Genomic DNA, 20,117 nt, shown 5'->3' on the forward strand with positions numbered 1-20,117 from the left:
GGCCGGCCGCGTACCAGGTCAGCCCAGGCGGTCGACCAGGGCGCGGTACTCGTCCCACAGCTCCTTCGGAGTGTGGTCGCCGAAGGTCTCCAGGTGTGCGGGGATCAGCGCGGCCTCCTCACGCCAGACCGCGGGGTCCACGGAGAGCAGGAAGTCGAGCTGCTCGTCGGTGAGTTCGAGCCCGTCCACGTCGAGCGCACCCTTTGCGGGCAGCACGCCGATCGGAGTCTCGACGCCCTCGGCCGCACCGTTGAGCCGTTCGACGATCCACTTCAGTACGCGGCTGTTCTCGCCGAACCCGGGCCAGACGAACGACCCGTCGGCGTCCTTGCGGAACCAGTTGACGTAGTAGATCTTCGGCAGCTTCGCGGCGTCCGCGGCGGCGCCCACCTTCAGCCAGTGGCCGAAGTAGTCGCCCATGTTGTAGCCGCAGAACGGCAGCATGGCGAACGGGTCGCGGCGCAGCTCGCCGACCTTGCCCTCGGCTGCGGCGGTCTTCTCGGAGGCGACGTTGGCGCCGAGGAAGACGCCGTGCTGCCAGTCGAAGGACTCGGTGACCAGCGGCACCGCGGTGGCGCGGCGGCCGCCGAAGAGGATCGCCGAGATGGGCACGCCCCTGGGGTCCTCCCACTCCGGCGCGATCGTCGGGCACTGCGAGGCCGGCACGGTGAAGCGGGCGTTGGGGTGGGCGGCGGGGGTGCCGGACTGCGGCGTCCAGTCGTTGCCGAGCCAGTCCGTGAGGTGCGCCGGGGGCTCGTCCGTCATGCCCTCCCACCACACGTCGCCGTCGTCGGTGAGGGCGACGTTGGTGAAGACGGAGTTGCCCCACAGGGTCTTCATGGCGTTGGCGTTGGTGTGCTCGCCGGTGCCGGGTGCGACGCCGAAGAAGCCGGCCTCGGGGTTGATGGCGTACAGCCGGCCGTCCTCGCCGAAGCGCATCCAGGCGATGTCGTCGCCGATGGTCTCCACGGTCCAGCCGCGGGTGGTCGGCTCCAGCATCGCGAGGTTGGTCTTGCCGCAGGCCGACGGGAACGCGGCAGCCACGTACTTGGACTCCCCGCGCGGCGGGGTGAGCTTCAGCACGAGCATGTGCTCGGCGAGCCAGCCCTCGTCGCGGGCCATGACGGAGGCGATGCGCAGGGCGTAGCACTTCTTGCCCAGCAGGGCGTTGCCGCCGTAGCCGGATCCGTACGACCAGATCTCGCGGGTCTCGGGGAAGTGGGAGATGTACTTCGTCGAGTTGCACGGCCAGGGCACGTCCTGCTGCCCGGGCTCCAGGGGCGCGCCGACGGAGTGGACGGCCTTGACGAAGAAGCCGTCGTCGCCCAGTTCGTCGAGGACCGGGCGGCCCATGCGCGTCATGGTGCGCATGGCGGTGGCGACGTACGCGGAGTCGGTGATCTCGACGCCGAGAGCGGAGAGCGGGGAGCCCAGCGGGCCCATGCAGAAGGGGACGACGTACATGGTGCGGCCGCGCATGGCGCCGCGGAAGAGGCCGCCCTCGCCGGAGGCGCCGGTGAAGACCTCGCGCATCTCGGCGGGGTCCATCCAGTGGTTGGTGGGCCCGGCGTCCTGCTCCTGCTCCGAGCAGATGAACGTACGGTCCTCGACGCGCGCGACGTCGGTCGGGTCGGAGGCGGCGTAGTACGAACCGGGCCGCTTGACCGGGTCCAGTTTCGTGAACGTGCCCTTGGCGACGAGCCCGGCGCACAGGCGGTCGTACTCCGCCTGGGAGCCGTCGCACCACACGATCTCGTCGGGCTGGGTGAGGTCGGCGATCTCCTGGACCCAGGAGAGGAGCCCTTCGTGCTTGGTCGGGGTGGTCATGAGTGCTGCTTGCTCCAGATGTAGAGGGTTTGGGCGCTTTTTCTCTGATGTCACTTCTATCTGGTTTTCAAGACCGTTACCCCTTGGGGGCGCCGACCCGGTTGCCGCTCATATGAGCCCATCCGGTGTCGGGTGTGCGCTCGTTTGATGATGAGCTAGCTCAGACGTCATGTCCAGCCGGGCTCCGAGTGAACAGCGCCACTCCCGCGGCCGTAACCTACGGGCGCGTAGGTAGCATGGGCGCATGAGTGCGACGGGCGAGGGAGAGCTGCAGCGGGTCGCGAATGCCGCGGCCGCCGTGCTCAAGCCGCGGCTGCGCGGCTGGTTGCACGCGGTGATGTTCCCGACGGCGCTGTTCGCGGGCGTGCTGCTCACGGCGATGGCGGAGAGCCCGCGCGGCCGGCTGGCCTGTGCGGTCTACACGCTGACGGCCTGCCTGCTCTTCGGCGTGAGCGCGCTCTACCACCGCGGCGACTGGGGTCCGCGCGGCACGGCCGTACTGCGCCGGCTCGACCACGCCAACATCTTCCTGATCATCGCCGGCACGTACACGCCGTTCACGATCCTGCTGCTGGAGGGCGGCAGGCAGCAGGCGCTGCTCTGGTTCATCTGGGCGGCGGCGCTCGCCGGGATCGCCTTCCGCGTGCTGTGGGTGGGCGCGCCGCGGTGGCTCTACACCCCGTGCTACATCGCCATGGGCTGGGCGGCGGTGTTCTTCCTGCCCGACTTCATGCGCGCGGGTGGTATCGCGGTGCTCGTGCTGGTGGTCGTCGGCGGCGTGCTCTACAGCGCGGGCGGCGTGATCTACGGGATCAAGCGGCCGAACCCGTCGCCGCGTTGGTTCGGCTTCCACGAGGTCTTCCACTCGTTCACGCTTGCGGCGTTCGCCGTCCACTACGTGGGTATCTCGCTCGTCGCGTACCGCCACGCCTGAGGCGGGCCGGGGGAGTTCGTACCGGACGTCCGGCCTTCCGGGTGATCTGCTCGTGTCGGCTTCCGCACTTCGGGGCGCAAGAGCCGCGGGGGTGCTGTTATTCGGGGCGAACCACCACCCCCTCGCTCTCGTGGAGGCAGAAATGCGTATCCGTATGCTCGCTCGCTCCCTGGCCGTCGGCGCCGTCGTGGTCGGTCTCGCCGGTGCCGGCGCGGCTTCGGCCCAGGCCAGCGCCGCCCCGAAGCACGGCAAGTCGTGCTGCAGCAAGGAGTACTACAACAAGTCGTTCAACAAGATCCACAAGGAGAACAACAAGTTCCACAACTCGTTCAACAAGAAGGTCCACAAGACCTGGAACAAGGTCGACATCGACGTCGAGAACAACGTCAAGAACAGCCGCATCTCCGGCAACACGTACACCGAGATCAGCCCCTCGGCGACGGTGGTGTTCGGCCCGCTGCAGAGCTTCAACCACTAGGCGGCGAATCCAAGGTCCGGCCCGCACCTCCTCCTGCGCGGGCCGGACCTTTGCCGTTGCCGCCGCCGATTTCCCCCGTGCGGGTCGCCCGCGACTCTGGCGGTTGATTCTGAGAGTTGCTACCTTTTGCGAGTGGCTTCCAGGACGCGCTGGTGGGCTCTCGGCGGACTCGTCATGTCCGTGCTCGTGCTCGGGTTCGACCTGACGATCCTCAACGTCGCGCTGCCCACGATGGCCGCGGACATCGGGGCCGGCACCGGCGAGCTGCAGTGGATCGTCGACTCGTACGCGGTGGTGTTCGCCGCCTGCATGCTGCCCGCGGGGCTCTTGGGGGACCGGTTCGGGCGGCGCCGGATGCTGGTCACCGGGCTGGTGCTCTTCCTGGCCGGCAGCCTCCTGGGCCCGTTCGCCTCCGCCCCGGAGGCGGTGATAGCCGCCCGCACGGTGATGGGCCTGGGCGGCGCGCTCATCTTGCCGCTGGCGCTCTCCGTCATCCCCACGCTCTTCGGCGACGAGGAACGCGCCAGGGCCGTCGGGGCGGTGACCGCCGGCATGGCCGTCGGCCTGCCGGCGGGGCCGCTCCTGGGCGGCTGGCTGCTCGACCACTTCTGGTGGGGCGCCATCTTCATACTGAACATCCCGCTGGTCGTCCTCGGTATCGCCGCGGTCCTGCTGCTCGTCCCCGAGACCCGCGACCCCTCGGCGCCGCGCGTCGACCCGGTGAGCACCGCGCTCAGCGTCCTCGGGCTCGGCGGGCTGGTCCTCGGCGTCATGGAGGGGCCCACGCGCGGGTGGTTCGACCCGCTCGTGGCGGGCGCGCTGGCCGGCTCGGCGGTGCTCCTCGGCCGGCTGGTGCTGCGGGAGCGGCGCGCGGCCCGGCCGATGCTGGACCTGGAACTGCTGGGTGACCGCGCCTTCCGCGGGAACGCGATCGTGGCCGTCGTCGCGACGTTCGTGATGGCGGGGCTGCTGTTCGTGCTGCCGGCGTATCTCCAAGCCGTGCTGGGCAACGACCCGTTCGGCACCGGGCTGCGACTGATGCCGCTGATGGCGGGGCTGCTGGTGGCGGCGCGGGCGGCGCCTCTGATGATGGCCCGGCTCGGCTCACGGGTCGTGGTCAGCGCGGGGATGGCGGTCTTCGCGTTCGCGATGCTGCTCGGCGCGCGCTCGGACGTCACTGTGGCGTACGGCTTCACGGCCGTGTGGCTGGCCGCCACCGGCTTCGGCCTCGGGTTCGCCCTGGTGCCGACCACGGACGCCGCCCTCGGCGCGCTGCCCGTGAGCCGGGCGGGGCGCGGTACGGGGCTGCTGACCACGCTGCGGCAGGTCGGCGCCGCCGTCGGGGTCGCCCTGCTGGGGAGCCTGCTGAACGGGGTGTTCACGGACCGGCTCGACACCGAGGGGGTGCCGGGGGCCGCCGCGGAGGAGGCGCGGGGGTCCGTGGTCGCGGCGCACGCGGTCGCCGAGCGGCTCGGGGTCCCGGGGCTCGCGGAGTCGGCCGAGTCCGCGTACGTACACGGCATGGACCTGGTCCTGCTGGTCTGCGGGATCGCCGCGCTGCTCACGGCGGTCGCCACCGCCGTGCTGCTGCCGGACGACGGCAAAGGGGAGCAGTCGGCGCCGGGGGAGGGAGGATTGGGCGATGGCGCCGGAATGGCCTCCGTCAGATCCGGTACAGGACAATGAGGTGCATGGCACCGTCCCGCACCCCCGCCGCCCCACCCCCGCCGGGCCATCCGGCAGGCGGCGTACCGGCTGATGTGGTGGGGCGGTCTTCGGGGCCGTGGCCCAGGTGCTGTTCGCGTGGATGGACGGGGAGCAGGAGGGCGAGCTGGTCGAGACGGTCGACCAGGCGCCGGCGGTGCTGGAGCAACGGCCTGAATCTGTGAGCGCGGCCCTGTGAGCGCGGCCTTTCGAGGTGCGGGCGGCCTGCCGCACCGAGGGGTGCTCGCGCGTCAGCCCTGCGGGGGTCCGGCGGGGGCCAACTGGGCGCGCAGTTCCTCGGACCCGGTCACCGGCGCGGCGCAGACGAAGTGCCGGCAGACGTACGCGGCGGGCGCGCCGCCGACGAGGGGCCGGTCGGCGAGGAGGGGCACCGCGTCGGGGCCGCCGCCCGCACCGGACGGCGGGCCGGTGGCGACCACCGCGCCGGGCGCGGGGGACAGCAGAGCCGTGCGGTGCAGCTCCGTGCGGCGGGGGTCGTCCTCGGGGCCGATGACGGCGACCTCGCGGGGGCCGTCCAGCGCCGCTTCCGCCGCCGCCAGGCCCCAGCCGACGAAGCGGGGCGCGCGCGGACCCAGCTTCGCCACGATGCCGAGGGCCTGTTCCGCGGCCTCGCGGTGCCGCTCGCTGCCGGTGTACGCGGCGTAGGACAGCAGCGCCGCGGCGGACGCCGTCCAGCCGGAGGGCGTCGGGTTGTCCGTCGGGTCCTGGGGGCGCCGGATGAGCCGCTCGGCGTCGTCGGCGGTGTCGTACATCGTGCCGCTCTCGCCCCGGAACCGGTCGAGGACGGTGTCGAGGAGCAGGCCCGCGAGGTGCAGCCACGTCCCCTCGCCGGTGACGGCGGTGAGCGCGAGGAAGCCCTCCGCCACGTCGGCGTAGTCCTCCAGCACGCCGGCGTTGCCGCCGGCCGCCCCGCCGCGCGAGGTCCGTACGAGCCGGCCAGCCGTGCCCGGCTCGCCGGTGCCGTCCGTCATGTGCACCCGTACCAGCAGGTCGGCCGCCGCCACCGCGGCGTCGACGAGGTCGGGCCGGTCGAAGTACGCGCCGATCTCGGCGAGGGCGGCGACGGCCAGCCCGTTCCACGCGGTGACCACCTTGTCGTCGCGGAACGGCCGCGGCCGTTCCGCACGCGCCGCGCTCAGCCGCGCCCGTACGGAGGCGATCCGGTCGGCGTCGAACGGCGTCCCCGTGTCGGGCAGTTGCAGCACCGACGCGCCCTCCTCGAAGGTGGCGGCCGCCGGCTCCCCGGGCACGCCGTAGTACGCCCGGGCCAGTGCCGCGTCCTCCGCTCCGAGGACCTCGCGCAGCTCGTCGGGCGTCCACACGTAGTACGCGCCCTCGGCGTGCCCGCCGCCGTCCGGCCGGTCGCTGTCGGCGTCGAGCGCGGAGGCGAAGCCGCCCTCCTCGGTGCGCAGTTCGCGGACCAGGAAGTCCGCGGTCTCCAGCGCAACCCGCCGGGCCAGCTCGCTGCCGGTCGCGCGCCAGAGGTGGGCGTAGACGCGGGCGAGCAGGGCGTTGTCGTAGAGCATCTTCTCGAAGTGCGGGACGACCCACTCCGCGTCCACCGAGTAGCGCGCGAAGCCGCCGCCGAGCTGGTCGTAGATGCCGCCGCGGGCCATCGCCTCGCAGGTCGCCTGCACCATCTCCAGCGCCCCCGCCGAGCCGGTACGGGCGTGGTGCCGCAGCAGGAACTCCAGCACCATCGCCGGCGGGAACTTCGGCGCACCGCCGAACCCGCCCCGTACCGCGTCGAACTCCTTCGTCAGCTCCAGCAGCGCCGCGTGCACGTCCGCCGCCCCCGGCGCGCCGTCCCCGCCGCCGCCCACGGCCGCGCTCAGCGTCCGCCCGGCGAGATCCGCCGCGACCCGCGCCGCCACCTCGTCGACCTCGCCCCGCCGGTCCGCCCACGCCCCCGCGACGCCCTGCAGCACCTGCCGGAACGCGGGCATGCCGCCCCGCGGGCGCGGCGGGAAGTACGTGCCGAAGTAGAACGGCTCCGCGTCGGGGGTGAGGAACACCGTCATCGGCCACCCACCCTGCCCGGTCGCGGCCTGCACCGCCTCCATGTACACGGCGTCGACGTCCGGCCGCTCCTCGCGGTCCACCTTGATGCTGACGAAACCGGCGTTCAGCTCCGCGGCGGTGGCCTCGTCGGCGAAGGACTCCCGCGCCATGACGTGGCACCAGTGGCAGGAGGCGTACCCCACCGACAGCAGCACGGGCACGTCCCGCCGCCGCGCCTCCTCGAAAGCCTCCGGTGACCAGGGCCACCAGTCGACCGGGTTGTCGGCGTGCTGGAGCAGGTAGGGGGACTGAGAGCCGGCAAGTCGATTCACGCTGGCATGGTCGCACGATTCCGCGGTCGGCCCGGGTAATCACCGGACCTCCGGAAAGCGCCGATGAACAGGTGGCCGGCACGGTGCGCCACCAAGCACGTGAACCCCGGGGCGAGGCGGGATCCTTGCGTCACAGACGTGCAGGTGGCACCGTTCACACGATTGAACAAACGTGCGATGGCCGAGGGCTGCAGGCGGAGGATGGACGAGCAGGCGTTCGACGCCTTTTATGCCGGGAGCGCAGGGCGACTCATCGGCCAGTTGTACGCCATGACCGGCGACCGTGCTGAGGCGCAGGACGTGGTCCAGGAAGCTTTCGTCCGGGCCTGGGAGCACCGGGCACAGCTGGACGAGGAGGGTGCGCCGGAGGCGTGGGTGCGTACCGTGGCCTGGCGGCTGGCAGTCAGCCGGTGGCGGCGAGTGCGAACCGCGCTCTCCTTCACGCGGCACCAGGGGCCGCCCCCTGACGTGCCGCCGCCCGACATCCATCATGTGCTGCTGGTGCAGGCCCTGCGGCAGATCCCTGCGGCGCAGCGGCGGGCCATCGTGCTCCATCACCTGTGCGATCTGGAGGTGAGGCAGGTGGCTGCCGAGACCAACTGCCCCGTCGGTACGGTCAAGGCACAGTTGAGCCGGGGGCGGGCCGCACTGGCGAAGATCCTGGCCGATACCGAACTGGATCTGCGCACGAAGCGATTCTCGGAGGTGGAGCGTGGCTGACGAGACAAGCTTGGACGAGCACCTCGCCGGCCTGGCCGCCGAGGGCCGGCGACTCGCCGTACCGCTGGCCGCGGAGCAGATCCGGCTGCGCGGTGACCGGCGTCGGCACCGTCGACGGGCAGCCCGGATATCCGGCGGCCTGCTCCTTGCCACCGCTGTCGTCGTGGGAGGCGTGTCGCTGGTCGGTCCTGGCCGGGAGCCCGCGACGACCGCCGCGGATCCGGCGCCGTCGCGGAGCACGCCCTCGTTCGTACCGCCGACACCGGGCCCGGGGGAGGAGTACGCCAGCGAACTGGGCTATGTGTACGACGCGAAGTTGCTGGTGGACGCGGTCGAGGTCACTGTGGAACAGCTTCGTGCCGAGCAGGGAAAGGCCGTACCCACCGGAGTGGTGCACCAGGTGACTCTTTCGCCGCGGACACCGGTCGAGGTGGAGCAGGCCGCCGGCGGGGAGCCGCGGGACGTGCGGCTGGGCGATCTGGTGGACCGGCTGCAGGGCGCCCCACGGTGGGCCTTCGCGATCGACTACGACGGTGAGGGGCGGATTCAGTCACTGCGGGAAGCGTTCTGGCTGACAGTCGAGTGAGCGTGAGCGGAAGCCGAAAGTCCCGACCAGGATGCAACCCGCGGGGCGGTGTGGGGCGTAGAGACCGTGTAACTCCCACCACACCGGCTTCCAGGAGAACGCTGCCATGACTGCCGCACACCGCCGGGCCACCCTGTGCCTGCTCACCGTTGCCACTTTCGGAGCCCTCGCCCTGACGGGATGCGGGGAGAACGGCCAGGAGACCGCGGACGGTCCCACCGCGGTCGCGGCGGCGCACACCGAACCGGCCGACGGTGGTGGGAGGGCCGTTTCGCCTGACGAGGGGGAAGGTTCGCAGGACGAGCGGCCATCGACGGGTAAGACCCCGTGGGCCGGTACCAAGCAGTTCGTCACGATCGAAGACGCCTGGCGTGAGGGCGGACTGACCCACCTGTCGGTGCGGCCCGCCCAGAAGAAGATCAACACTCAGTTCGACACCTGGGAGATCATCCCCGGCGAAGGGGACTTCACCCCGGTGACCATGGTCAAGGACGCCCGGGTCCTGCTCACGACACCCGTGCGCGGCGACGACGCCTCCGGTGTCAGCCGGGGCGAGCCTCTGCCGTCCTCCCAGAACGAGTTCGTCACCCTGCTGAAGCAACTGGACCCCGGGCTCTCCGCAGGCATCGGGTACGACCTGAGCTTCGACGGAGAGGGACAGGTGGCCAGGCTGCAGTCCCAGTACAGGCCGTGAGTCACGCACGCGCGAGCCGCCCGGGTACGGCGCAGGAGACGGGGCGCGGTTGAGGGGCCCGCTTGTGGGATCACCTCACTGGTTCGCCGGCCCGGCTCCGGTCGGTGGCGGTCTGTGCGGCGGTGGCGGTCCTGCGGTCGCGGGGCATCAGCAGGGCCGCGATGACCAGGGCGGCGGAGCCGCCCGCCGCCGCCGCCAGGAACGCGTCGTGGTTGGCGGCCTCCTGGGCCGCCACGACCAGCTGCGGGTCACCGCCGGCGGCCGCGAGGTCTGCGGACAGACCGCTGTACGCGACGGTCGTGATGATCGCGAGGCCGAGCGCGCCGCCCGCCTCCTGGCTGGTGTTGATCAGCCCGGCGCCGGTTCCGGCCTCCGCCTCGTTCAGCCCGGTGAACGCCGCGATCTGCAGCGTCACGTACACCATCCCGCAGCCGAGGCCGAGCAGGACGAACGGCGCCAGCAGGTCCGCGGCGTACGCGCCGCCCGCCGGGGCCCGCCACATCAGCATCAGCCCGGTGACGGTGGTGGCGAGGCCGGCCATCAGCACCGTCCGCGCCGCCAGCTTCGCCAGCAGCGCGGAGGCCACCGCCGCGCCCGCCGCGACGGCCACGGCCAGCGGCAGGTACGCGAACCCCGCCTTGAGCGGCGAGTAGCCGTAGACCTGCTGCATGAAGATGCTGGCGAAGAAGAACAGCGCCGAGAAGGTGCCGAAGACCAGCACCGCCGAGATGTTCGCGATGCGGATCGTCTTCCTGCGTACGAACCCCAGCGGCATGATCGGCGCCGCCGCCCGGGACTCGATGACGACGAACGACGTGAGCAGGACGGCGACACCGGCCAGGCTGCCGAGTGTGCGGCCGGTCGCCCAGCCGATGCGGGTGGCCTCGCCGAGCGTGAAGATGAGCAGCAGCAGCCCGCAAGTGAGCGTCAGCGCGCCGAAGGTGTCGAACGGGCGGCGGCGTTCCCGCTCCGCGCCCCGGCTGTCCGGGACGATCCGGGGCGCGGCCAGCGCGGCGCCCAGGCCGAGGGGCACGTTGAGGTAGAAGATCCACTCCCAGCCGGGCCCGTCGGCGAGCAGCCCGCCGAGGATGACGCCCGCGATCGAGGCGATGCCCGCCAGCGAACCCCACACGCCGAGCGCCTTGTTGCGCTGCGGCCCCTCGGGGAAGCTGCTCGTCAGCAGCGCCAGCGCGGACGGGGCGATCAGCGCCGAGCCGAGGCCCTGGACCGCGCGCGCGGCGATCAGCATGGGGCCGTCGACCGCGAGGCCGGCGGCCAGCGAGGCCAGCGCGAAGACGACGAAGCCGGCCTGGAGCAGCGGGCGTCGGCCGAAGGTGTCCCCCAGCCGGCCGGCGAGGAGCAGGAAGCCGCCGAGCACGGTGGCGTACGCGGTGACGATGTACTCCTGGCTGACCTCGGACATCCCGAGCGCCTCCCGGATGGAGGGCAGTGCCAGGTTCACGATCGACACGTCGAGGAAGACCATGAACTGGCCCAGGCAGAGGAACGCGAGGACGGCCCCCGACGGGTTCGGGGGCGCGGAGGGGCGTGCGGAAGTCATGACGGCGGTAACCCTTCGGCTGCGTACGTGACGTGAGGCGGACCGGCCGCCGCCGGGAGGGCGGCGGCCGTGGGCGGCCTCCGGGGAGGTGTCCTGGCGCTACGCGGTCTTCGCCGGGCGCCACTGCTCCGCGGGCGCGGCACCGGGCAGCGGCCTTCCGATCAGCGCGAGCGGGATGAAGAAGCCGACCTGCCCGATCGCCATCGCGAGCGTGGCCAGCGCCTTGTCGTCGTACTGCGCCTCCGCCCGCGCGTACAGCTCGTCGGGGACCCGCGGCCCGTCCGTGCCTGGCGTGAGCACGGCCTCCACCAGCTCCAGCGCGACCCGCTCGGCCTCGGTGAAGTACGGGGCGTCCCGCCAGGACGCGACGGCGGTGATCTTCTCCTCCGGCACCTCCGCGCGGCGCAGGTTGGCGGTGTGCAGGACCGTCAGGTACGTGTTCCCGACGAGCTGCCCCGCGCGCAGGTGGGCCAGCCCGACGGTGCTCCGCGGGACGGCCCCGTTGCCTGCGGCCTTGAACAGCGCGGCGCTGATGTCGCCGAGTTCGGGGACGAGCTGCTGCGGATCGGGCAAGCGGGAGGTGCGGGCCTCGGCGGCCTGCTCAGGAGTGTGCACGGGTGGGTGTCCCTTCGGCGGGGCGGGCCGTCGGAGCCCGCCCGATCGGCTCGTTCACCGCACTGACGTCGGGGACGGGGGGGAAGGTGACCGGCCGGCGGAACCGTTCTGGGGCGGGATCAGCCGGCCGCGGTGTCCAGGTCGAGCAGGGCCAGGCGCTCGGGGTCGGAGAGGATGTCGATGGCGGCGATCCTGCCGCCCGCGACGGTGAAGCTCATGACGGAGACCAACTCGCCGTCGATGGTGTTGACCAGCCCCGCGAGACCGTTGACCCGCGCGGGGTGCGCGGCCGCGGCCGTGGCCATGCGCCGGAACGTGGCATCCTGCCCCGCCACGGCACCGGCGCCGCGGATGACCCGCAGCCCCCCGGTGAGCACGCCGCCGTCCGCGCGCAGCACCACGTCGGGATCGAGGAGCGACAGCAGCCCCTCGAAGTCGCCGCCCCGCGCGGCGGACAGGAAGGCGTCCACCACCCGGCGCTGGTCGGCCGGATCCGGGTCCGCGGGCGGCGCCGCGCCCCGGACCCGCTGCCGCGCCCGGCTGGCCAGCTTCTTCGCCGTGGCGGGCGTGCGGTCGACGATCGGCGCGATCTGGTCGAAGGGCAGACCGAACATGTCGTGCAGGACGAACGCCAGCCGCTCGGCCGGACTGAGCGACTCCAGTACCACCAGCAGCGCCAGCCCGACCGAGTCGGCCACCAGCGCCTGCTGCTCGGGGTCGGTCCCGTCCTCGCGGCTGACGACGGGATCGGGCAGCCGCGCGTCCAGCGACTCCTCACCCAGGCGCTTGCGCGCCCTGAGCATGTCCAGACAGATCCGGCCCACCACGGTGGTGAGCCAGCCGGCCAGGTTCTCGATCTCCCGCTCGTCGGACCGGGCCAGCCGCAGCCACGCCTCCTGGACCGCGTCGTCGGCCTCGGCCAGCGAACCGAGCATGCGGTACGCGACCGCCTTCAGATGCGGACGCTGCTCGTCGAAGCGGGCAGCCAGGAATTCAGTGGGGTCCACGGTCACGCGACCTTCCGACGGAGCGATGGTGTGTCACTGACGTTCGGGACCCGGGGAAGGTGACACAGCCGGCCCGCTGAAGCGGGCGGGCTAGCGCTGGCGGTAGCCGTCCAGGAAGGTGCCGATGCGGGTGATGGCGTCCGTCAGGCCGTCCTTTTCGAGGAGGGTGACGATGCGGAAGTGGTCCGGGCGGGGCCAGTTGAAGCCGGTGCCCTGGACCAGGAGGATGTTCTCCGCGCGCAGGAGGTCGAGGACGAAGCGGGCGTCGTCCTTGATCTTGTGGACCTTGGGGTCCAGGCGGGGGAAGGCGTAGAGGGCGCCCTTGGGCTTCACGCAGGTGACGCCCGGGATCTGGGTGAGCAGCTCGTACGCGGTGTCGCGCTGGACCAGGAGGCGGCCGCCCGGGAGGATCAGGTCCTTGATCGACTGGCGGCCCCCGAGGGCGGTGGCGACGATGTGCTGGGCGGGGACGTTGGCGCACAGGCGCATGTTCGCCAGGATCGTCAGGCCCTCCAGGTAGCTGCGGGCGTCCTGCTTCGGGCCGCAGACCGCCAGCCAGCCGCTGCGGTAGCCGGCCACTCGGTACGCCTTGGAGAGGCCGTTGAAGGTGAGGACCAGCAGGTCGGGGGCGTACGTCGCGGTGGGGGCGTGGGTGGCGCCGTCGTAGAGGATCTTGTCGTAGATCTCGTCGGAGCACACCACGAGGCCGTGCCGGCGGGCGATGTCGGTCAGGCCGCGCATCATCTCCGCGTCGTAGACGGCGCCGGTGGGGTTGTTCGGGTTGATGACGACCAGGGCGCGGGTGCGGTCCGTGATGCGGCGCTCGATGTCGTCGAGGTCGGGCATCCAGTCGGCCTGCTCGTCGCAGTGGTAGTGCACCGGGGTGCCGCCGGCCAGGGAGACCGCGGCCGTCCACAGCGGGTAGTCCGGGGCCGGGATCAGGACCTCGTCGCCGTCGTTGAGGAGGGCCTGCATGGACATCTGGATCAGCTCGGAGACGCCGTTGCCGAGGAAGACGTCCTCGACGTCCAGGTCGATGCCCTTGGTCTGGTAGTGCTGCATCACGGCGCGGCGGGCGGGCAGGATGCCCTTGGAGTCGCCGTACCCGTGGGCGCTGCCCGCCGTGCGGAGGAGGTCCTCCAGGATCTCCGGCGGGCACTCGAAGCCGAACGGGGCCGGGTTCCCGATGTTCAGCTTGAGGATCTGGTGACCTGCCGCCTCGCGCCGCATCGCCTCTTCGAGCACGGGGCCCCGGATGTCGTAGCAGACGTTGGCGAGCTTCGTTGACTGGATCACCTGCATGCGGCCACTGTACGGGCCGTCCCGGCACCCCGCCTCCGGATAACCGGCGCCCCGTGTGCGAGCCCGGTCACATGTCCGACCGCCCTCCCGGGCCCCGCCGCACCTGCCACAATGCCCGGATGGCGGCCCAACCTCCCACCGGCGCACCGACGTTCGCCACCCTCGGCGAGGGCACGCTCGCCCTCGTCAACGACGAGCCCGTGGCCGCCCCCGGGGACGACGTCCTCGGCACCGGTCCGGCCGCCGCCCAGCTCGCCCGGCTGCTGCACGCCTCCCGCGCCTCGACGCCTTTCACCCTCGCCGTCGACGCCGGCTGGGGGATGGGCAAGTCCAGCCTGATGCGCCTGGTCGACGCCCGGCTGCGGGCCGAGCCCGACGTCGAGACCGTCTGGTACAACGCCTGGACCTCCACCGGTGCCGACGCCCTCGAAGGGCTGGTCAAGTCGGTCCTCGTCCGCTTCGAGCGCCGCACCCTCAAGCGTGCGCTGGCGCGGATGTCCCGCGGACGCACGGTGGTGCGCGGCCTACGCGCCGTCACCACGGCGCTCGGCGGGGCGCTCGGCGCGGCCGGGCTCGTCGACGAGCTGTGGACCAGCTGGGACGCGGGCCCCGAGGCGCGCAACGGGATGCGCGAGGACATCGAGCGCATGGCCCGCGAGTGGGCCGGGAACCGGCCGCGGCGGCTGCTGGTCGTCTTCATCGACGACCTCGACCGCTGCTCCGAGGAGACCGTCCTCGCCGTCTGCGAGGCCCTGAAGGTCTACCTCGACGTGCCCGGACTCGTCTTCGTCGTCGGCTGCGACCGCTCCGCGCTCGGCCCCAACGGGCTGCTGCGCGACCTGTCGCCGGCGGGTTCTGCGTTCATGGAGAAGATCTTCCAGACCAGCTACCGCATCCCCGTCGCGGACAACGACGGCGTCGGCCGCTACGTCGAGTGGTGCGCCCGCACCGCGGGCATCCACGGCATCCTCGACGACGAGCTGAAGAAGCTGCTGGTGGAGCGGTCCGGCCGCAATCCGCGGCGGATCAAGCGGCTGGTGAACGGCTTCGTCCTGGAGGCCACGCTGAACCCGGTGTGGTCCGGGTTCCGCCCGGAGGCGGTCATCAGGACGCTGCTGCTGCAGTACTTCTATCCGGAGTTCTACCGGATGATGACCGGCGCGGCGGGCGCCCCGGGCGGCGACGTGGTGCAGGAGTTCTCGACGTACCGCCGGGTCCGCCGCGCGCTCCTGTCGCCGGTCTCACCGCCCGCGCCGGGTGCGTCGCCGGAGTTCGCCTCGGTCGCCGAGACGGGCACCTTCTTCGAGCAGTACGAGCTGTCGGCGCCCGTGCCGGAGCAGGACCCGGCGCAGGCGCTGGAGCAGCTGGAGCGGCGGCTGCCGGTCGGCTTCCCGGAGCACGCCGCCGACAAGGGGTTCACGTCGTTACTGGGGGAGCTGCTCCGGCTGCCGGACGCGGAGCGTCTGCTGGTCCTGCTCCGCGAGGGCGCGCCGGCGGCCCTGGCGGGGGCGGGGCAGGCGCAGCCGGTGGGGGCCGTGTACGTGGACGAGAGGGGCATGATCTCCGGCACCCTCGGCGGGCCCGCGGGGGCGGGGCGGTTCCCTGAGCCCTCCCGGCCGGTGGCGAGCCATGCGCAGCCTCCGCCGGCCCGGAGCGGGCGGACACCGCGCCTGGGCTACTCCCGCCCCGCCTTCTCCAGTCCGGACCACATCGAGCCGCCGTCGATGGGCGACACCGACGCCGCCCGCGGCGGGTCCCCGCTCGTGCTGGAGGGCATGCGGATCCTGTGGATCGACGACCGCCCCGACCACAACGGGGCCCACATCGGTCTGCTGCGCGACGCCGGCGGCAGGGTCGTGGTCGTGCGCGGCCGCGCGGAGGCCGAGCGGGAGATGGCCGGCCTCCCGTTCGACCTGCTGATCACCGACATCACCCTCGGCCCCGACCGGTCCGTCGGCCTGGACGACCTGCGGCGCTGGCGCGACTCGGGGACGTACACCGGGCGCGCCGCCTTCCTTGCCAGCCGGATCACGCCCGAGCGCCAGGACGCGGCGGCCCGGTTGAACGCCGTGATCACCAGCAGCGGAGAAGAGCTGTTCGGCTACGCCTACGACATCGCCGTGGCCGTCAACCTCTTCGGCCGCGCCGAATCGTCCGCCCGGGAACCGCGTCCGTCCGACGGCCCTCCCGGATGACGAACTCCCCGCCCACCAGTACGTACGGCACCCCCACCGGCCCCCGCCGCGGCTCGTCGTACGTCGCGCCCGACGCCACCGTCGCCGGGTCGAACAGCACCAGGTCCGCCACGTACCCCTCCCGCACCAGTCCCCGGTCCGGCAGCCGCAGGCGGGCCGCCGGGCGGGCGGTGAGGTGGTGGACGCACTCCTCCAGGGTGAGGACGCCCAGCTCGCGGACGTAGTGCCCGAGGTAGTGCGGGAAGGTGCCGTACGCCCGCGGGTGGGGCTTCGCGCCGTGCAGGATGCCGTCGCTGCCGCCCGTGTGCGCGGGGTGGGCCATGATCGCCCGGACGTTCTCCTCGTGCCCGACGTGCTGGAGGATCGTCGTCGCCAGCCGGTCGTCCAGCAGCAGCCGCCGGGCCGCCTCGAAGTCCGGCAGCCGCCGCCCCACCCAGTGCCCGAGCGCCGGGTCGCCGGTGCCCGAGACCTCGATCGTCGACCAGTCCATCGGCACCCCGTGCGACCCGTCGGAGCCCTCGACGTCCAGCGCGTGCCGGATCCGCGCCGCCGTGTCCGCGTCCCGCAGCCGTGCGAGCGTCGCCTCGGGGCCACCGACCGCCGCCCAGCTCGGCAGCAGTGCGCCCAGCGTGGTGCAGCCGGCGAGGTAGGGGTACGTGTCCAGCGTGACGTCCACGCCCTCGGCGAGCGCCCGGTCCAGCAGGGCGGTCAGCTCGGCGGCGCGGCCGGCGTTGACGTCGAAGTTCAAGGTGGCGTGCGTGAGGTGCAGCGCGCAGCCGGCGTCCCGGGCGAGGCCGAGCATCTCGGCGTACGCGCCGAGCGCACCGGCGCCGTACGAGCGGTGGTGCGGGCAGTAGTAGCCGCCGTACGCCGCGACGACCCGGCACAGCTCCGCCAGCTCGGCGGTCGGCGCGTACATCCCGGGCGTGTACGTCAGGCCCGACGACATCCCGACCGCGCCCTGCTCCATCCCCTCGGCGACGAGCCGCTTCATGTGCGCCAGCTCGCCGTCCGTGGCCGGCCGGTCCTCCCAGCCCAGGGCCAGCATCCGCACGGTGCCCTGCGGTACGAGGTACGCGGCGTTGACGGCCAGCCCAGGGCTGCTGGGGCCGTCGGGACCGCGGTCGAGGCGGTCGAGGTACTCGCCGACCGTGCGCCAGTCGAACGCCACCGCGTCGTCGCCGGGCCCGCCGCCGTTCCAGCCGGCGATCTGGCTGCGCAGCGCGCCGAGGGTGCGGTCGTCGACGGGCGCGTAGGACAGCCCGTCCTGGCCGATGACCTCCAGCGTCACGCCCTGCGCGGCCTTGGCGGTGTGCGCGGGGTCGCGCAGCAGGGCGAGGTCGGAGTGGGCGTGCATGTCGACGAAGCCGGGGGCGAGGACGAGGCCGCCGGCGTCGAGGACGGTCCGGCCGGTGAGCCGGGGGGCGACGGCGGCGATCCGGCCGCCGGCCAGCCCCACGTCGGCGCGGCGGCCGGGCGCGCCCGAGCCGTCGACGACGAGGGCGCCGCGGATCACCAGGTCCATGTCTGCCGCCCCCCGGTGCCGCTCAGAAGAAGGTCCGTACGTACTCCGTGACCGTACCGTCCTCCTCCACCAGCGGGATGAGCTGCCACTTGTCGAAGATCGTGCACGGGTGGGACAGGGCCAGCGCCACCCAGTCCCCGACCTCCAGCTCGACGCCGTCGGGGGCGACGTCCAGCCAGGCGTGCTGGTCCGAGAGCTTGCGCACGGTGATCCCCGTCGCCGCCCGCTCCGCGCCCGCCCCGCCGGCCGCGTCGAACCGGCGCACCGCCACCGGAACCGGCAGGTCCAGGTCGTACGCGGCGTCCCGCTTGCCGGCGTTGACGAACGCCTGCCCCGGCTCCGGCCGCGAGACCACCTGCGTCCACAGCCGGAAGGCCGGCGTCAGCGAACCCTCCCCGGGCACCCGGTTGAACGGCGTCACCCGGCTGTAGTGCCCGTCGTCGTGGCTGATGTACGCCCCCGAGCGCAGCAGCTTCAGCACCGGCCGCGACAGCTCCGGCGCCGCCGCGAAGCCGTCGGCGACGGCGTCGAACCACGCGCTGCCCCCGGCGCTGACCACGATCTCGTCGGTCTCCGCGAAGAGCCCCGCGGCGTCCAGCTCCGCGGCCAGGCCCAGCAGCCGCCGCATCCAGCCCCGTACCACCTCGCCGTCCGCGCCCGGCGCCTCCGCCTCGTACCCGGCGACCCCGACGAGCCGCAGCGTGCCCGCCCGCGCCGCCGCCTCGGCGACCGCGCGGCACTCGGCCTCGGTACGGGCCCCGGTGCGCGCGTCCGGACCCGCGCCCAGCTCGACGGTGACCTCCACCGGACGGGTGGCCCCGGCCGCGCGCAGCGCGGAGTCCATCAGCTCGACGCCGCGCACCGAGTCGACGTAGCAGACGAGCCGGAAGTCCGGGTCGGCGGCCAGCTCGGCGGCGAGCCAGCGCAGCGCGGCGGCGTCGACCAGCTCGTTGGCGAGGAAGATCCGCCGGACGCCGAACGCCCGCGCCACCCGCGCCTGGTGGGGGACCGCGACCGTGATGCCCCAGGCGCCCTGGTCGACCTGGCGGGCGAAGAGCTGGGGGGCCATCGTCGTCTTGCCGTGCGGCGCGAAGGCCAGGCCGTGGGCGGCGGCGAAGCGGGCGAGCGCGCCGAGGTTGTGCGCCAGCGCGGGCGCGGAGAGCGCGAGCACGGGGGTGGTGAACCCGCCGGTGAACAACGACCGCCGCTCGGCGGCCAGATCGCCGGCGGTCAGGCCGGCGGCGTCGGGCGGCAGGCCCTTGAAGCGGTGGTCGATACGTTCTTCCGCCAGCTCGGCGAGGGACGCCATGAAGCCCTCCAGCAGGTTGGTTGCGCACCGCGCAACGTGCATTGCGTATATCGACACCGCTGTCTAACATCCGGGCGAACGGCTGGTCAACGGTGGACCGGCCGCCGCAGACGGCACGGCGCACGGTGGGAGGACGCGATGAGCCAGTCGGTCGGCCGCGCACTCGCCATCCTTCCGATGCTCGCCGAAGGGCCCGCGGGCCTGGAGCAGGTCGCGACGAGGCTCGGCGTGCACAAGACCACCGCGATGCGGCTGCTGCGCACCCTCCATGAGCACGGCCTGGTCTACCGCCAGGACGACCAGCGCTACCGCCTGGGCGCCCGGCTCTTCGCCCTCGCCCAGGCGGCGGCCGAGAGCCTGGACGTACGCGAGATCGCCCACCCGCACCTGGTGCGGCTCGGCGAGGCCACCGGGCATACCGTGCACCTCGCGGTCTACGAGGACCGCGAGGTGATGTACATCGACAAGGTCGACAGCCGCTACCCGGTGCGCATGTACTCGCGCATCGGCCGGCCCGTCGCGATCACCGTCGCGGCCGTGGCCAAGCTGCTGCTGGCCGACCTGCCCGAGCCGGAGCGGCGCGCCGTCGCCGAGCGGCTCGAATACCCCATGTACACCCCCCGTTCGACGCCCGACGCCCAGGCCCTGCTCGCCGAGCTGGCCGCGGTGCGCGAGCAGGGGTGGGCCGCCGACTTCGGCGGCCACGAGGAGTCCATCAACTGCATCGGCGCCCCCATCCGCGGTGCCGACGGCCGTACCGCCGCCGCCTGCTCCCTGTCGGCGCCGAACGTCGTCGTCACCGCGGACGAGCTGATGACCCTCCTCCCGCAGCTCCGCCGCACGGCGGCAGCGATCAGTGACGACTACTCCGGAAGAGTGCCCGCATGAGCGACAAGGCCAAGAAGACCGACGTCACCCCCGCCACCCACGTACCGCCGCCGGCGCGCTTCTCCGCGGGCGTCCGCAAGGGCAACATCCTCCAGGTCGCAGGACAGGTCGGCTTCCTGCCGGCGGAGGAGGGCAAGCCCCCGACCCCCGCGGGCCCGGATCTGCGTGCGCAGACCGAGCAGACGCTGTCCAACGTCAAGGCCGTGCTGGAGGAGGGCGGCGCGTCGTGGGAGGACGCGGTGATGATCCGCGTGTACCTCACCGACACCGCCCACTTCGCCGAGTTCAACCAGATCTACGACGCCTACTTCGCGGAGCTGGAGCAGCCGCCGGCCGCGCGTACGACCGTGTACGTCGGGCTGCCCGCGGGGCTGCTCGTGGAGATCGACTGCCTGGCCGTGCTCGGCTGACCGGAGCC

At 72.8% G+C, this 20,117-nt stretch carries 17 protein-coding genes; 9 read left to right on the plus strand and 8 right to left on the minus strand.

All coding sequences use genetic code 11. The features are described 5' to 3' along the window. Positions 1 to 18 precede the first annotated feature (18 nt). On the minus strand, positions 19 to 1,827 hold the full coding sequence (locus tag LG396_RS15145) for a phosphoenolpyruvate carboxykinase (GTP) (RefSeq protein ID WP_100299150.1): 1,809 nt from the start codon (positions 1,825 to 1,827) through the stop codon (positions 19 to 21). Positions 1,828 to 2,071: 244 nt separating this feature from the next. Between LG396_RS15145 and trhA the strand changes: the two genes are divergently transcribed. From trhA to LG396_RS15160, 3 genes are all read left to right on the plus strand, one after another. Further along, positions 2,072 to 2,761 (plus strand): PAQR family membrane homeostasis protein TrhA, encoded by a 690-nt coding sequence (gene trhA, locus LG396_RS15150; protein WP_018834596.1) that lies wholly within the window; start codon positions 2,072 to 2,074, stop codon positions 2,759 to 2,761. A 142-nt stretch (positions 2,762 to 2,903) separates the two neighbouring features. Beyond that, entirely contained in the window at positions 2,904 to 3,239 is a 336-nt protein-coding gene (locus LG396_RS15155; RefSeq protein WP_225795158.1) for a hypothetical protein, read from the plus strand. Between the two features lie 174 nt (positions 3,240 to 3,413). Then, the gene (locus LG396_RS15160; protein WP_225795248.1) at positions 3,414 to 4,925 is read left to right on the plus strand and encodes an MFS transporter; all 1,512 of its coding nucleotides are present in this window, start codon (positions 3,414 to 3,416) and stop codon (positions 4,923 to 4,925) included. Positions 4,926 to 5,194: 269 nt separating this feature from the next. Here LG396_RS15160 and LG396_RS15165 read toward each other — a convergent pair whose 3' ends face one another. Continuing rightward, a complete protein-coding gene (locus tag LG396_RS15165; protein WP_225795159.1) occupies positions 5,195 to 7,297 on the minus strand; it encodes a thioredoxin domain-containing protein in 2,103 nt (700 codons plus the stop codon). Positions 7,298 to 7,498: 201 nt separating this feature from the next. Between LG396_RS15165 and LG396_RS15170 the strand changes: the two genes are divergently transcribed. The 3 genes from LG396_RS15170 to LG396_RS15180 all read left to right on the plus strand — a co-directional run bounded on the left by LG396_RS15170 (position 7,499) and on the right by LG396_RS15180 (position 9,297). Next, positions 7,499 to 8,017: a SigE family RNA polymerase sigma factor gene (locus LG396_RS15170; protein ID WP_037741073.1), complete on the plus strand. Its 519-nt coding sequence runs from the start codon at positions 7,499 to 7,501 to the stop codon at positions 8,015 to 8,017. Then, positions 8,010 to 8,603: a hypothetical protein gene (locus LG396_RS15175; RefSeq protein WP_225795160.1), complete on the plus strand. Its 594-nt coding sequence runs from the start codon at positions 8,010 to 8,012 to the stop codon at positions 8,601 to 8,603. Before LG396_RS15170 ends, LG396_RS15175 begins: the two co-directional genes overlap by 8 nt. 106 nt (positions 8,604 to 8,709) lie before the next feature. Further along, on the plus strand, positions 8,710 to 9,297 hold the full coding sequence (locus LG396_RS15180) for a hypothetical protein (RefSeq protein WP_225795161.1): 588 nt from the start codon (positions 8,710 to 8,712) through the stop codon (positions 9,295 to 9,297). Positions 9,298 to 9,367: 70 nt separating this feature from the next. On the opposite strand, the gene LG396_RS15185 is transcribed toward LG396_RS15180, so the two are convergent. The 4 genes from LG396_RS15185 to LG396_RS15200 all read right to left on the minus strand — a co-directional run bounded on the left by LG396_RS15185 (position 9,368) and on the right by LG396_RS15200 (position 13,782). Then, positions 9,368 to 10,858, minus strand: a complete 1,491-nt coding sequence (locus tag LG396_RS15185; protein WP_225795162.1) for an MFS transporter — start codon at positions 10,856 to 10,858, stop codon at positions 9,368 to 9,370. Between the two features lie 99 nt (positions 10,859 to 10,957). Beyond that, entirely contained in the window at positions 10,958 to 11,473 is a 516-nt protein-coding gene (locus tag LG396_RS15190; RefSeq protein WP_225795163.1) for a carboxymuconolactone decarboxylase family protein, read from the minus strand. Between the two features lie 119 nt (positions 11,474 to 11,592). Continuing rightward, positions 11,593 to 12,486 (minus strand): sigma-70 family RNA polymerase sigma factor, encoded by an 894-nt coding sequence (locus LG396_RS15195; protein WP_225795164.1) that lies wholly within the window; start codon positions 12,484 to 12,486, stop codon positions 11,593 to 11,595. Between the two features lie 84 nt (positions 12,487 to 12,570). Continuing rightward, positions 12,571 to 13,782 carry a pyridoxal phosphate-dependent aminotransferase gene (locus LG396_RS15200; protein ID WP_018842641.1) on the minus strand — a complete coding sequence of 404 codons (1,212 nt, stop codon included), beginning with the start codon at positions 13,780 to 13,782 and terminating at the stop codon, positions 12,571 to 12,573. Between the two features lie 119 nt (positions 13,783 to 13,901). On the opposite strand from LG396_RS15200, the gene LG396_RS15205 reads away from it, so the two are divergent. After that, a complete protein-coding gene (locus LG396_RS15205) occupies positions 13,902 to 15,977 on the plus strand; it encodes a P-loop NTPase fold protein (protein WP_225795165.1) in 2,076 nt (691 codons plus the stop codon). Here the strand turns inward: LG396_RS15205 and LG396_RS15210 are convergent. Beyond that, positions 15,910 to 17,502 (minus strand): N-acyl-D-amino-acid deacylase family protein, encoded by a 1,593-nt coding sequence (locus LG396_RS15210; RefSeq protein WP_225795166.1) that lies wholly within the window; start codon positions 17,500 to 17,502, stop codon positions 15,910 to 15,912. The genes LG396_RS15205 and LG396_RS15210 overlap by 68 nt on opposite strands. Positions 17,503 to 17,524: 22 nt before the next feature. Continuing rightward, positions 17,525 to 18,853 carry an alanine racemase gene (locus tag LG396_RS15215; RefSeq protein WP_225795167.1) on the minus strand — a complete coding sequence of 443 codons (1,329 nt, stop codon included), beginning with the start codon at positions 18,851 to 18,853 and terminating at the stop codon, positions 17,525 to 17,527. A gap of 96 nt (positions 18,854 to 18,949) precedes the next feature. On the opposite strand from LG396_RS15215, the gene LG396_RS15220 reads away from it, so the two are divergent. Together LG396_RS15220 and LG396_RS15225 are read left to right on the plus strand one after the other, a co-directional pair. Continuing rightward, complete coding sequence (locus LG396_RS15220; RefSeq protein ID WP_018834584.1) at positions 18,950 to 19,699, plus strand: IclR family transcriptional regulator; 750 nt, start codon at positions 18,950 to 18,952, stop codon at positions 19,697 to 19,699. Further along, positions 19,696 to 20,109 carry a RidA family protein gene (locus LG396_RS15225; protein WP_037740412.1) on the plus strand — a complete coding sequence of 138 codons (414 nt, stop codon included), beginning with the start codon at positions 19,696 to 19,698 and terminating at the stop codon, positions 20,107 to 20,109. Before LG396_RS15220 ends, LG396_RS15225 begins: the two co-directional genes overlap by 4 nt. Positions 20,110 to 20,117: the final 8 nt, after the last annotated feature.

The sequence above is a fragment of the Streptomyces aculeolatus genome (genome assembly GCF_020400605.1).
Lineage (GTDB): Bacteria > Actinomycetota > Actinomycetes > Streptomycetales > Streptomycetaceae > Streptomyces > Streptomyces aculeolatus.

What these genes read in the sequence shown, in the direction of transcription:
- LG396_RS15145 (WP_100299150.1), bottom strand. Translation starts at nt 1,827, where the DNA reads ATGACCACCCCGACCAAGCACGAAGGGCTCCTCTCCTGGGTCCAGGAG.
- trhA (WP_018834596.1), top strand. Translation starts at nt 2,072, where the DNA reads ATGAGTGCGACGGGCGAGGGAGAGCTGCAGCGGGTCGCGAATGCCGCG.
- LG396_RS15155 (WP_225795158.1), top strand. Translation starts at nt 2,904, where the DNA reads ATGCGTATCCGTATGCTCGCTCGCTCCCTGGCCGTCGGCGCCGTCGTG.
- LG396_RS15160 (WP_225795248.1), top strand. Translation starts at nt 3,414, where the DNA reads ATGTCCGTGCTCGTGCTCGGGTTCGACCTGACGATCCTCAACGTCGCG.
- LG396_RS15170 (WP_037741073.1), top strand. Translation starts at nt 7,499, where the DNA reads ATGGACGAGCAGGCGTTCGACGCCTTTTATGCCGGGAGCGCAGGGCGA.
- LG396_RS15180 (WP_225795161.1), top strand. Translation starts at nt 8,710, where the DNA reads ATGACTGCCGCACACCGCCGGGCCACCCTGTGCCTGCTCACCGTTGCC.
- LG396_RS15185 (WP_225795162.1), bottom strand. Translation starts at nt 10,858, where the DNA reads ATGACTTCCGCACGCCCCTCCGCGCCCCCGAACCCGTCGGGGGCCGTC.
- LG396_RS15200 (WP_018842641.1), bottom strand. Translation starts at nt 13,782, where the DNA reads ATGCAGGTGATCCAGTCAACGAAGCTCGCCAACGTCTGCTACGACATC.
- LG396_RS15205 (WP_225795165.1), top strand. Translation starts at nt 13,902, where the DNA reads ATGGCGGCCCAACCTCCCACCGGCGCACCGACGTTCGCCACCCTCGGC.
- LG396_RS15210 (WP_225795166.1), bottom strand. Translation starts at nt 17,502, where the DNA reads ATGGACCTGGTGATCCGCGGCGCCCTCGTCGTCGACGGCTCGGGCGCG.
- LG396_RS15215 (WP_225795167.1), bottom strand. Translation starts at nt 18,853, where the DNA reads ATGCACGTTGCGCGGTGCGCAACCAACCTGCTGGAGGGCTTCATGGCG.
- LG396_RS15220 (WP_018834584.1), top strand. Translation starts at nt 18,950, where the DNA reads ATGAGCCAGTCGGTCGGCCGCGCACTCGCCATCCTTCCGATGCTCGCC.
- LG396_RS15225 (WP_037740412.1), top strand. Translation starts at nt 19,696, where the DNA reads ATGAGCGACAAGGCCAAGAAGACCGACGTCACCCCCGCCACCCACGTA.